This window comes from Actinoplanes sp. NPDC049598 (assembly GCF_040675435.1).
Classification (GTDB): domain Bacteria; phylum Actinomycetota; class Actinomycetes; order Mycobacteriales; family Micromonosporaceae; genus Actinoplanes.
Genome location: NZ_JBFAOX010000015.1, coordinates 217,512 through 229,167, shown reverse-complemented (window position 1 = coordinate 229,167; position 11,656 = coordinate 217,512). Strand labels below are relative to the sequence as shown.

Sequence of the window (11,656 nt, the reverse complement as noted above, 5' to 3'; positions counted from 1 at the left end):
CAGAAGATCCTGACGCTGCGCTTCTACGGCAACCTGACCCAGTCGCAGATCGCCGACCAGGTCGGCATCTCCCAGATGCACGTCTCCCGGCTGCTCACCAAGGCCCTGACCAAGCTGCGCGCGCAGCTGTCGGCCGACAGCCTCTGATTCACAGGACTTTCGTGGCCGGCCCGGTTCGGGCCGGCCACGACTGTGTCCGGGGTCGAGGGTTTAGGCCAGGGGCGCGAGGGAGCCGAAGCCGGTGCCGATCCGGATCGCCGGGCGCAGCTTGGTGCCGTTGCCGGGCAGCAGCATCAGGGCGCCGTCGGCCTTGCGGACAGCAGCCAGGTCGGGGTAGCCGTCCCGGTCGAAGTCGCCCGCGCTGATCAGGTCGCGCAGGCCGTTCGCGGTGGCTCCGAGCGCGAGCCGGGTGCCGGTGAGGCCACCCTTGCGGCCGGTCCAGAGGTAGAGGTTGCCGTCGCCGGCCACCCGGGCCGCCAGGTCGGGGAAGCCGTCGCGGTTGAAGTCGCCCGCGCCGGCCAGCTCGGTCTTGTCGGCCCAGCCACCGCCCACGAGCTTGGCCCCGCCGAGCTTGGCGCCCGCCTGCCCGGCGTACAGGTAGAGGTTGTTGCTCTTGGAGACGGCCAGCACGTCCGGGTAGCCGTCGCCGGTGAGATCGCCGATCGCGGTGATGTCCCGCAGCACCTGCCAGCCACTGCTGATCTTCTTGCGGGCGCCCAGGCCCGAGCCGGTGCCCGGGTAGAACCAGAGGTCGCCGTTGCTCTGCCGGGCGAGCACGTCCTCCCGGCCGTCGCGGTTCAGGTCGATCCGGACGAGCGCGTTCATCGCGGCCAAGCCGCTGCCGATCGTGCGCCGGTACGCGAAGTCGACGCCGCCGCCGTTACCCGGGAACATCGTGACGGCGCCGGACGACGACCGGGCGATGACGTCCGGCCAGCCGCTGACGTTGAAGTCGGCGCCGCGCGTGCGGGCCATCGGGGCGTAATCGACGTAGTTGCTGTCGACGTTGATCGTGACGCCGCCCCACGTCTCCTTGTGACCACCGCGATACTGCTTCATCCGGCGGTGGCCGGGCCACGCGCCGGACGGGATGACCGGGTCGCCGATCGTGACCACCTGGTCCCAGCGGGCGAAGTCGACGAAGTCGGGCCGGGCGTAACCGGCGGCCGAGTACGCCGCCACCTGGTCGGCCACACCCGAGCCGGCGCTGCTGTAGAAGCCACTGAAGTAGCCGCCGTCGTGCAGCCGCGACGTCCAGCCGTGCATGAAGGCAAGCACGCCGGCCCGGCAGGCGGCGTCGTTCGTGCGGTACGCCTCCATGTCGTAGATCAGCACGGAGTCCCGGGCCAGACCCAGCGCGCCGGCCTTCAGCAGCGCGTCCGCGGCGGCCGACCGGCCCTGGGCGCCCGCCTGCGCGTTGTTGATCAGGTTGCGGCCGCTGCCGACCGTGGTGCAGGAGGCCTGCGGGCCGACGTAGATCGGGAGCAGCTTCCAGCCCGCCTGCACCTGCGTCTTGACCCAGGCCGCGGTGAGCTGCGGCTGGGCGCACCCACGGTTGACGCCGCCGATGTAGATGCCGATCGCCTTGTACGGCGACGCCCGCCAGGCCTTCATCGCCGCACTGGTGGGAGCGGTGCACGCGTCGAACGCGTACCCCTTGAAGGTTCCAGGCTGGACGGTGGCGAACGCCGCGGCGTCGGCCCGGGTCAGCGCGAACGCCGACAACCCGACCACCACGGCGGCCATGACGCCGCCGGCGAGCAACTTGCGGCGCGCACGCAACAGAACCTTCACGGCGCAACAGCCAAGCAACTCGGCCCTTCTTTCGCCAGGTCCGAACGGGTCGTCTATTCAGGCCGGTCATTCACAGATGGGTCACAGGGGCACGAACCCCACTCTGTGCGCTGCGCCACCCGAACCCCGGCTACCGTAGATAAGCGATGCCTCCTTCAGCCGACCTCCCAGGATTCCTGCACGGCGTCGCTCCCTACCTCGACCGGTGGGGCTACCTCGCCGTCGCCGGTTCCATCGGAGTGGAAAGCTTCGGGATCCCCGCACCCGGCCAGACCATCATGGTGGCCGCGGCGATCTACGCCGGCGCCGGCCGGCTCAACATCTTCGGGGTGGCCGCGATCGCGTTCATCGCGGCCGTGATCGGCGACAACATCGGCTACTGGATCGGCGTCAAGGGCGGTCGCAAGGCCGCCCTCCGCTGGGGGAAGTACGTCTTCCTGACCCCCGAGCGGCTGGCCCGGGCCGAGGACTTCTTCGCCCGCCGGGGCGGCCGGATCGTCGTGGTGGCCCGCTTCATCGACGGGTTGCGCCAGTTCAACGGGGTCATCGCCGGGATGACGGCGATGCCGTGGAAGGCGTTCCTGCTCTACAACGCGATCGGCGCGGCCCTGTGGGTCGGGTTCTGGACGACCGTCGCGTTCGTCTTCGGCACCCATCTCGTCGAGATCATCGAGCACGCGATGAAGTACAAATGGTGGGCCATCAGCATCGGCGCCGTCGCGCTTGTGTCCTACATAACCCTGCACGTGCGTCACATTCGCCGCCGCCGGGCTCGCGCGGCCGAGGTGATCGAGCAATCCTCGTAACTCCGCAGACACCTTGATGTCGCTCTACGCCTATGCCGTGGCGCGAGATTGCCGCGCCGGAGCCGGGGTACGGCCAAAGGTGAGACGAAAGGAGACAGCGTGAGCAACAACCAGCTCGACCGCCGCCGCGACGCGTCCGGAGCCGCCCACGAGGCCGCGGAGCGCGCCCGGACGACCGTCACCGAGCTCGAGAACCGCCTTCGTACCAACGCCGACCTCTCCCAGCGCCAGAAGCAGGCGCTGCGCAACGCCGAGGCCGAGGCCCGCCGTCTCAAGCGCTCCCTGAAGACGCAGGAGCGCGACAAGGCCCGGCTCACCAAGGCCCACAAGAAGGCCGTCGCCAAGTCGGAGAAGGCCGCTTCCCGGGCCGCCGCGCTCGAGGAGAAGTACAGCAAGGCCGTGCTGGCCGACCTGGTCGCCCGCGAGAAGGCCCGCGACCGCGCCGCCGCCACCACGTCCCAGCCGTCGGCCGACACCGCCCCGTCGCGGCCCGCGGCCACGACCGCCCCGTCGCGGCCCGCGGCCACGACCGCCCCGTCACAGCCGACGGCCGACACCGCGCCTCAGACGGCGCCCGCCGCGGCCGCTCCGGTGGCCGAGGTCGCCGAGATCCCCGCCGCCCCAACTTCCACCCCGGCTCCGGCCGCGGCCTCCACCCCGGCCGACGAGGGCGCCGCCGAGGAGGTCGCCGCCGACGAGGGCGCTTCGACCGCCCGCGCGACGGCCGCCCGCACCACCGCCCGCAAGGCCGCGACCGCCGCGTCCACCCGGACCCCGGCCGCCTCCCGCCGGGCCGCCACGCCACGGAAGGCCGCCACCCCGGCGCCCGAGGTGCCGGTGACAGCGACAGCCCGCAAGACCGCCGCGCGCAAGACCGCCGCCCGCTCGGCCTGACCGCCCACCCGTCCAGCCCGGGCTCGCTCATCCAGCCCGGGCCGGCTCGGCCTGACCGCCCACCCGTCCAGCCCGGGCTCGCTCATCCAGCCCGGGCCGGCTCGGCCTGACCACCCGCCCGGCCCGCGGCTCGCTCGGCCCGACCATCGGTCCGGCCGGCCGGGGCCGCTCAGGCTGATCGCGAAGCCGCCCGGCCCCGGCCCCCGGTCCGCCCGGGGCCGGGCGGGCTTGTGCACCTTTCAGGTGGACTTAATCCGTTCGGCGGCTGGTTTCGCCCGGGTCGACGGGCCGAACGCGGCTGGACGAAAGCCTAGACAAGCGATAATTCGGGCATGCGATCTTGTTGGTTCGGCGCTGCCCTCGTCGCCGTGTCGACGGCGGCCGTCGCCCTCGCCGCCAATCCGCTGCCCGCGCACGCCCCGCTCGCCGCTCCCCGCCCGGCCCTCGCGGCCGAGCCCACGCCCGGCGCGGGCGGGGTGCTGGTCGCCCGGTATGCCTTCAACGGCCGGGCCGGCTCGATCATCGACGAGTCGGGGCGGGGGCACACCCTGACCGTCATCTCCGGTCACGGGGGCGCGGTCCGGCGGGTCGCCCACGGGCCGGGCTCGGCCCTCGCCTTCCCGCCGCGCTGCACCGCGCGGGTCTGCCCGCACGTCGCGCTGCAGACCGGTAGTTCGTCGGCCGACCTCAACCCGGGCACCCGCAACATCGCGTTCGGGGCCCAGGTGAAGTTGACGCCCGGGCAGACCAGCAAGGGCCAGAACGTCGTGCAGAAGGGCTACTCGACCACCAGCAGCCAGTGGAAGCTGCAGATCGACGGCGCCGCCGGCCGGCCGAGCTGCGTGCTCGTGGACGTCAAGCGGCCGCCGATCCGGATGGCCACCAGCTCGGTCAGCGTGGCCGACGGCCAGTGGCACTCGGTGGAGTGCCGCCGCGTCGCGACCACCCTGTTCGTGCTGGTCAACGGCGTGTTGCGGGGCCGCACGACCGTCCCGGCCCAGCTGTCGATCACCAACAACCGGCCGATGAGCATCGGCGGCAAGGGCGCCTACGCCGACAACGACCAGTTCAACGGCGCCCTCGATAACGTGTGGGTGCAGATCGGCTGATCAGGGGGCGGCTAGGCCCGCGCTGACGGCCGCGAGCAGGTCGCTCTTGGCGGTGTCGCCCGACAGCTCCCACGCGAAGGCCCCGCCCAGCCCTTTGCTGCGGGCGTACTCGGCCTTGGCCTTGATGGTCTCCGGGGTGTCGTAGGACCACCACTGGGAACCGCAGAGCGCGTAGGCGGTGCCGGCGATCGTGCCGGTCGGCGGGCAGCGCTGGGCCAGGACCTTGTAGTCCTCGAGGCCCTTCTCGTATTTGCCGGGCGCGGGACCGGTGGCCTCGCCGCCCGGTTCGCCGTCGGTGACCCCGGCCCAGCCGCGGCCGTAGAACCCGACGCCGAGCAGCAGCTTCGACGGCGGGACGCCGAGGTTGAGCAGCTCGTCCACGGTCGCCGTGGTGGTGGACGACTCGCGCGGTATGCCGGGGTAGGCGGTCAGCGGCGAATGGGGCGCGGTTTTCGGAACCTTCTGGGCGTCGTCCCCGCCCGCGCCGAAGTAGTCGTACGTCATGGCGCCGAGCCAGTCGGCCGAGGCCGAGGCCGTCTTGTAGTCGGTCGCCCGCAGCTTCGAGATGTCGGCCGGCACGGCCGCGGTGATCAGGGCGTCCGGGCCGAACGCGGTGCGCAGCGCCGAGAGCATCTTCGGCAGCGCGTCCGGACCGCTCTCGTCACACTGTTCCCCGCACGCGTTCGGGTACTCCCAGTCGATGTCGATGCCGTCGAAGACCCCGGACCAGCGCTGATCAGTGATCAACTTATGGCAGGACTCGGCGAACGCGGCCGGGTCGCGGGCCGCCTCGGTGAAGCCGGCCGAGCCGGTCCAGCCGCCGAACGACCAGAGCACGCGCAGGCCGGGGTGGGCCTGCTTGAGCTTGCGGAGCTGGCCGAACGTTCCCCGCAGGGGGTCGCCGGGGTCATCGGCGGCACCGTCCACGCTGTCGGCGGCGGCGATCGGCTTCTGGTAGTCGGCCCACGCGTCCGAGGCGGCGCAACGGCCCTGGTCGACCTGGCCGAAGGCGTAGTTGAGATGGGTCAGGCGGCCGGCCGCGCCGCTGGTGTCCAGGTCCTTGACCTGGAAGTCGCGGCCGTAGACGGCCCACCCGGCGAAGTAGCCGACGACCTTGGCCGGCGCCCGCTCTTCCGGGGCCGGGTCGTCGCTGCAGGCCGTCAGGCCGGCCAGGATAAGGATGATCAAGACTAATCGGGCGCGCACCGCTCCGAAGCTATCCGTAAGGGTCAAATAAACTCCACGTGATCACACGAACGGGGAGCCGGTGATTCCGGGCACGCCCGGGGCTTCGCCCAGCAAGCTGTGACATCGTTTTCCGGTGGCCATCAGCCTGCACGAGCCCCCGCCGACCCCGGCCGCCCGCGACTGGCGCGCCGATCTCCGCGCGCTGCTGAGCTGGCGCCGGGTCCTCAACCGGCTGCGCGCCGTGCTCCGCAGCGCCCTGGTCACCTTCGTCGTGCTGACCGTCACGCTCTGGCTGATGCCCGGTGTGAACAGCAACGACATCGTCGACACGCTGGGCCTGGTGCTGGTGGTGGCCGGTGTCGGCGCCGTGCTGCGCCCGCTGCTGCTGGTCGGCATCGTGGCCCTCGGCGGCTGGGGCGCCATGCTGCTCGGCATCCTGGCCCAGATCGTCGTCATCGTGATCGCCCTAGAGATCGACCCGGCCAACCGGATCAGCGGCCTGCCCTCGCTGGTGCTCACCGCGATCCTGGCCATAGTCTTCGCCGCCATCGTCGACTGGATGCTCGACAGCGGCTCCGACGACACCTTCGTGCGCGAGTCCAAGCGGCTCATGCGCGGGGTGCGCCGCCGCCAGGCCCGGCTCGCCGGCGGCCCGTTCTTCACGCTGCGCCGTCCCCGACCCGGCACCGACCCGGGCCTGCTGATGATCCAGTTCGACGGCCTCTCCGAGCCGGTGCTGCGCTGGGCCGTACGGGCCGGCAATCTGCCGACTCTCGGGCACTGGCTGCGCTCGGGCAGCCACAAGATGCGCGGCTGGCACACCGGTCTGCCCTCGACCACGCCCGCCTCGCAGGCCGGCATCCTGCACGGCGCGACCCGGCAGGTGCCGGCGTTCCGCTGGTTCGAGAAGGACACCGGCAAGCTGATGGTCACCAACCGCCCGCGCGACGCGGCCGTGATCGAGCCGCGGCTCAGCGACGGCCGCGGGCTGCTGCGAGACGGCGGGGTCAGCATCGGCAACGCGTTCAGCGGCGACGCCGCGGTCAGCCTGCTCACGGTCAGCCACGCGGCCCTGCCCGGGCGCTCGGCCCGCGGCTGGGCGGCGTTCATGGCCTCGCCGTACGGCTTCACCCGGGCCCTCGTGCTCGGCGTGGGCGAGGTCATCACCGAGCTGCACCAGGCCCGCCTGCAACGCCGCCGCAACCTGCAGCCCCGGGTCAGCCGCTCCGGCTCGTTCCTGGCCCTGCGACCGGCCTCGATGCTGCTGCGCGACGTGAACGTGTCGCTGATCGCCGAGCAGATGGCCCGGGGCGCCCCGGCCGTCTACTGCGACCTGGTCGACTACGACGAGGTGGCGCACCACGCGGGCCCGGCCCGGCCCGAGTCGATGCGCCAGCTGGAGAGCCTGGACCGGATGCTCGGCGTCCTCGAGCGGCTCGCTCCCGAGGCGGCCCGCCGTTACCACCTGGTCGTGCTCTCCGATCACGGGCAGAGCCAGGGCGCCACGTTCAAGCAGCGCTACGGCGAGACGCTGGACGAGGTGGTCGAGCGGTTCTCCGGCCCCGACCCGGCCGACGCGCCGCAGACCCCGGCCGAGGAGGAGGCGACCCGGGAGCCCGACTTCCCGGAGCCGCCGGTCGCCCCGCTGCTGGTCGTCTCGTCGGGCAACCTGGCCCTGGTCTACCTGACCCGGTTCCCCGAGCGGCTCGACCGGGCCGAGATCGACCGCGCCTACCCGCGGCTGGTCAACGGGCTGGTCGCCCACCCCGGGGTGGGTCTGGTCATCGTCCGCGACGCCGACGGGCCGGTCGCGATCGGCACGTCGGGCCGGCACCGGCTCGCCGACGGCGAGGTCGAGGGCATCGACCCCCTGCTGCCGTACGGACCGAAGGCCCGCCACGACCTCCTCCGCCACCAGGAGTCCGTGCACGTGGGCGACCTGGTGCTGATCAGCTCGGTCGACCCGGTGACCGAGGAGGTGGCGGCGTTCGAGGAGCTGGTCGGCTCGCACGGCGGGCTGGGCGGCTGGCAGACCGACGCCATGCTGGTCCACCCGGCCCGCTGGCCGATCACCCAGCCCGAGCTGGACGGCCCGGACGCGATCCACCGCCAGCTGGTCGAGTGGCTGGCCATGCTGGGCCTGCGCACCCAGACCCAGGCCGCCGACGACGAGCAGCAGCGGGAGCTGGAGCGTCACGAGCTCCAACCGGAGGAGACGGCGAGACTTTCCCGGACGCACGACGGTTAGGCACTGCGTGCCTCTGCTGCCCTTCCTCACCGCCATGCTCGTCGCGGTCCTCCCCGCGCCCACCACCCCGCGCTCGGCGCCGACCTTCAACGGGGGCGTCTACGCGATCGCCCACCGCGGCGACACGGTCTACGTCGGTGGCACTTTCACCAGCGCGACGTCCGGCGGGAAGACCCACCAGCGGATGCGGCTGGCCGCCTTCGACAGGCGCACCGGGGACCTGCTCGACTGGGCGCCGGCCGCGGACGGCACGGTCCGCGCGCTCGCCGCCACCGCCGACAGCGTCTACGCGGCCGGCGACTTCCACAAGGTCGACGGCAAGGTCCGCGACTCGCTGGCCCGGATGGACCTGTCCTCGGGCTCGGTCCGCTCGTTCGCGCACGAGATCACCGGAACGGCGTACACGCTCGGCACCGCGGGCAACCGTCTCTACCTGGGCGGCAGCTTCACCGCGGTCGACGACGAGCGGCGCGGCAACCTGGCCGCGTTCGAGCTCGACACCGGCCGGCTCGACAGCCGCTGGCGCCCGCTGGCCGACGACACCGTGCACGCGCTGACGGTGGCCGGGCCCAAGGTCTACCTGGGCGGCGGTTTCCACATCGTCAACGGGGTCAAGGGCACGCTGCGGCTGGCCGCGGTCAGCGCCTCGAGCGGCGCCGTCGACCCGGTCTTCCGCCCGAAGGTGCCGGCCGAGGTGCGGGCCATCGCCGCCGACGCCACCGGGGTCCAGGTCGCCACGGCCGGGGTGGGCGGTCGGGCCCTGTCGTACGCGTCCACGGGCGCCCTGCGCTGGCAGCGGGTCTTCGACGGCGACGCGGCCGCGATCGCCACCGACGGCGGGATCACCTACGTCGGCGGCCACTTCGACGCCATCTGTCTCACCGAGCGCAACGGCGCCAAGGGCGGCTGCGTCGACGGTTCCCAGCCTCGCTTCAAACTGGCCGCCCTCGCCAGCACGACCGGCGCGCTGACGAGCTGGGCGCCCAGGGCCAACGGCGTCATCGGCGTCCGCGTCCTGACCGCGCGCAAGGGCCGGGTCGAAGCCGGTGGCGACTTCACCATGATCGACGGTCGCGACCGCCGGCGCTTCGCCGCGTTCTAGGTCAGCCGCTTTCCGGCCCGCTGGGCGATCTTCCAGTAGCGGGTCGGGGTGATCCGGGCCAGCACGTCCGCGGCCCGGGCCACCCCGCCGATCACCAGGCGGGGCCGGCGGCGCTGGATGGCGGTCAGGATCTGCTTGGCCGCCTCCTCGGCCGGCATGGTCAGGGCCCGCTCCTCGAACTTCGCGGCCTGCGCGGCCTGCTCCCCGGCCGGGTCGCCGCCGCTGAGCCGGGCCCGGGCCGCGATGTTGGTCTTGATGCCGCCGGGGTGCACCACGGTCACCCCGACGCCCCGCGGCTCCAGCTCGTTGCGCAGCGCGTCGGTGAACCCGCGCACGGCGAACTTGCTGGTCACGTACGCGACCTGGCCGGCCGGGGCGATCAGCCCGAACAGGCTGGACACGTTGACCACGTGCGATCCGGGCCGGGCCAGCAGGTGGGGCAGGAACGCCTTCGTCATCCGTACGACCGCATGGAGGTTGATCTCCAGCAGCCAGTCGAAGTCAGCCATGCTGTTCTGCTCAAAGGAGCCCATCAGGGTCACCCCGGCGTTGTTGATCAGCAGGTCGACCCCGCCGTGGCGGGCCACGACCTCGGCCGCCAGATCCAGCCGGTCGCCGCCGTCGCTCAGGTCGATGTCGTACGCCGACACGTCCGGCGCCCCCAGCTCCCGGGCCGAGCCGGCCACCCGGGCCATCCCCACCGCGTCCCGGTCCACGAGCACCAGCACCGCCCGGCGCCGCGCGAGCTCATGCGCCAGCGCCGCCCCGATCCCGCTGGCCGCCCCGGTCACCACGCACACCCGCCCGGCGAAGGCGAACACGTCACGCCGATCACTCATCGAGTCATTATCGGCCCCGGAAATCGTAGGCTGCTGACCATGACAGCGCCCCGCTCCGTCGCCCCCACGGTCGAATCGCAGGCCGTGCTCGCGCCGCTCACCGACGCGGCGATCTTCCTCGTGATGACCGTCCGGCCCGGCGGCGAGCAGGCCGTCCGCGACCTGCTGGAGGACGTGAGCGCGCTGCAGCGCACGGTCGGTTTCCGGCTGCCCGCGGCCGGGCTGTCCTGCGTCACCGGCATCGGCTCGGAGCTGTGGGACCGGCTCTTCCCGGGCGGCCCGCGCCCGGCCGAGCTGCACCGGTTCCGGTCCTGGAAGGGCGCGAAGCACCTCGCTCCCTCCACCCCCGGCGACCTGCTGTTCCACCTGCGGGCGGGGCAGATGGACGTGTGCTTCGAGATGGCCTCGAAGATCGCCCAGCGGCTGGCCGGGGTGGCCGACGTGGTCGACGAGACGCACGGCTTCAAGTACTTCGACGAGCGGGACCTGCTCGGCTTCGTCGACGGCACGGAGAACCCGACCGGCGCCAAGGCCGCGCAGGCCGTGCTGGTCGGCGACGAGGACCCCGAGTTCGCCGGCGGCAGCTACGTCATGGTGCAGAAATACGTGCACGACCTGACGGCCTGGAACGCGCTGAAGGTCGAGGAGCAGGAGGCGGCGATCGGCCGCACCAAGCTCGACAACGTCGAGATCGAGGAGAAGGCGGCGAACTCGCACGTCGCGCTCAACACGGTCGACGACCCGGACGGCAACGAGCTCAAGATCCTGCGCGACAACATGCCGTTCGGCTCGATCAAGGAGGGCGAGTTCGGCACCTACTACATCGCGTACGCGTCCACACCGGACGTTCCCGAGCTGATGCTGCGCCGGATGTTCCTGGGCGAGCCGTACGGGAACTACGACCGGATCCTCGACTTCTCGACCGCGATGACCGGTTCGCTGTTCTACGTGCCGACCGCCGACTTCCTCGACGACCTGCCTTCGGCTTCAGCTTCGGCGGAGTAACGCCGCCAGATCGGCGAGCGTGTCCAGGCGTACGTCGCCGTCGAGCCCGCGCAGCGCCGCCGTGTGCGCGCCCGCGGCCCGGGCCGCCTGCAGGCCGACCTCGGCGTCCTCGACGACGATGCACTCGGCCGGGTCGACGCCGAGCAGCTCGGCCGCGCGCCGGTAACCCTCCGGGTCGGGCTTGCCGGCCGCGATGTCGTCGGTGGTGACCAGCACCGGCGCCACGATGCCGGCCGCGCCCAGCCGGGCCTTGGCCAGCCGCGTGTCGGCGCTGGTGACCACGGCCCAGGGCAGGCGCCGCTCCTCGATCACGGCGAGCGCCTCGAACGCCCCCGGCGTCGCCGTGACGTCGCCCAGGTCGTCGTACTGCAGCTCGAGCTGACGGGCCGAGGCGGCGAGGAGCGCCGCCTCCTCCAGATGCGGCAGCAGCTTACGGACGGTGGTCTCGCTGGGCGCGCCGTGCGCCATCTCGTACGCCTCGTGGCCGTTCACGCCGTACTCGGCCGCCCAGGCCAGCCACGAGCGCTCGACCGCGCCGTCCGAGGCGACCAGGGTGCCGTCCATGTCGAACAGGACCGCGCGGATCTCGTCCGGGTTGATACCGGGCACCTAAAACCTCCACAGGCCGTACATAGTCACGCTGTTCAAAGTCCTTGGTAGCGCACGAGCGA

At 72.4% G+C, this 11,656-nt stretch carries 10 protein-coding genes and 1 pseudogene; 7 read left to right on the top strand and 4 right to left on the bottom strand.

Annotation, left to right across the window (positions count from 1 at the left end; translation table 11 throughout):
- The coding region (locus AB0J66_RS31350) for a sigma-70 family RNA polymerase sigma factor (RefSeq protein WP_364668276.1) at positions 1–147 on the top strand (147 nt) is incomplete at its 5' end.
- A 63-nt stretch (positions 148–210) separates the two neighbouring features.
- Here AB0J66_RS31350 and AB0J66_RS31345 read toward each other — a convergent pair.
- Positions 211–1,794 carry a glycoside hydrolase domain-containing protein gene (locus AB0J66_RS31345; protein ID WP_364668244.1) on the bottom strand — a complete coding sequence of 528 codons (1,584 nt, stop codon included), beginning with the start codon at positions 1,792–1,794 and terminating at the stop codon, positions 211–213.
- A 146-nt stretch (positions 1,795–1,940) separates the two neighbouring features.
- Between AB0J66_RS31345 and AB0J66_RS31340 the strand changes: the two genes are divergently transcribed.
- The 3 genes from AB0J66_RS31340 to AB0J66_RS31330 all read left to right on the top strand — a co-directional run bounded on the left by AB0J66_RS31340 (position 1,941) and on the right by AB0J66_RS31330 (position 4,603).
- On the top strand, positions 1,941–2,600 hold the full coding sequence (locus tag AB0J66_RS31340; RefSeq protein ID WP_364668241.1) for a DedA family protein: 660 nt from the start codon (positions 1,941–1,943) through the stop codon (positions 2,598–2,600).
- A 99-nt stretch (positions 2,601–2,699) separates the two neighbouring features.
- On the top strand, positions 2,700–3,494 hold the full coding sequence (locus tag AB0J66_RS31335; RefSeq protein ID WP_364668238.1) for a hypothetical protein: 795 nt from the start codon (positions 2,700–2,702) through the stop codon (positions 3,492–3,494).
- Between the two features lie 332 nt (positions 3,495–3,826).
- The gene (locus tag AB0J66_RS31330) at positions 3,827–4,603 is read left to right on the top strand and encodes a LamG-like jellyroll fold domain-containing protein (protein WP_364668235.1); all 777 of its coding nucleotides are present in this window, start codon (positions 3,827–3,829) and stop codon (positions 4,601–4,603) included.
- On the opposite strand, the pseudogene AB0J66_RS31325 reads toward AB0J66_RS31330, so the two are convergent.
- Positions 4,604–5,719, bottom strand: a pseudogene (locus tag AB0J66_RS31325) (glycoside hydrolase family 18 protein); the annotation flags it as partial. It abuts the gene before it with no gap.
- Positions 5,720–5,924: 205 nt separating this feature from the next.
- Here AB0J66_RS31325 and AB0J66_RS31320 point away from each other — a divergent pair.
- Both AB0J66_RS31320 and AB0J66_RS31315 read left to right on the top strand, forming a co-directional pair.
- Positions 5,925–8,039: an alkaline phosphatase family protein gene (locus tag AB0J66_RS31320; RefSeq protein WP_364668232.1), complete on the top strand. Its 2,115-nt coding sequence runs from the start codon at positions 5,925–5,927 to the stop codon at positions 8,037–8,039.
- A gap of 7 nt (positions 8,040–8,046) precedes the next feature.
- Positions 8,047–9,141: a hypothetical protein gene (locus AB0J66_RS31315; protein ID WP_364668229.1), complete on the top strand. Its 1,095-nt coding sequence runs from the start codon at positions 8,047–8,049 to the stop codon at positions 9,139–9,141.
- Here the strand turns inward: AB0J66_RS31315 and AB0J66_RS31310 are convergent.
- Positions 9,138–9,980: an SDR family NAD(P)-dependent oxidoreductase gene (locus AB0J66_RS31310; protein ID WP_364668226.1), complete on the bottom strand. Its 843-nt coding sequence runs from the start codon at positions 9,978–9,980 to the stop codon at positions 9,138–9,140. The genes AB0J66_RS31315 and AB0J66_RS31310 overlap by 4 nt on opposite strands.
- A gap of 39 nt (positions 9,981–10,019) precedes the next feature.
- Here AB0J66_RS31310 and AB0J66_RS31305 point away from each other — a divergent pair, with 39 nt between their 5' ends.
- Positions 10,020–10,985 (top strand): Dyp-type peroxidase, encoded by a 966-nt coding sequence (locus AB0J66_RS31305; RefSeq protein ID WP_364668223.1) that lies wholly within the window; start codon positions 10,020–10,022, stop codon positions 10,983–10,985.
- Here the strand turns inward: AB0J66_RS31305 and AB0J66_RS31300 are convergent.
- Positions 10,968–11,594 carry an HAD-IA family hydrolase gene (locus AB0J66_RS31300; RefSeq protein WP_364668220.1) on the bottom strand — a complete coding sequence of 209 codons (627 nt, stop codon included), beginning with the start codon at positions 11,592–11,594 and terminating at the stop codon, positions 10,968–10,970. The two genes, AB0J66_RS31305 and AB0J66_RS31300, sit on opposite strands and share 18 nt — an antisense overlap.
- Positions 11,595–11,656: the final 62 nt, after the last annotated feature.

Bases quoted from the DNA above. Each gene is read 5' to 3' on its own strand.
- AB0J66_RS31310 (WP_364668226.1), bottom strand. From the start codon at position 9,980: ATGAGTGATCGGCGTGACGTGTTCGCCTTCGCCGGGCGGGTGTGCGTG.
- AB0J66_RS31330 (WP_364668235.1), top strand. From the start codon at position 3,827: ATGCGATCTTGTTGGTTCGGCGCTGCCCTCGTCGCCGTGTCGACGGCG.
- AB0J66_RS31340 (WP_364668241.1), top strand. From the start codon at position 1,941: ATGCCTCCTTCAGCCGACCTCCCAGGATTCCTGCACGGCGTCGCTCCC.
- AB0J66_RS31305 (WP_364668223.1), top strand. From the start codon at position 10,020: ATGACAGCGCCCCGCTCCGTCGCCCCCACGGTCGAATCGCAGGCCGTG.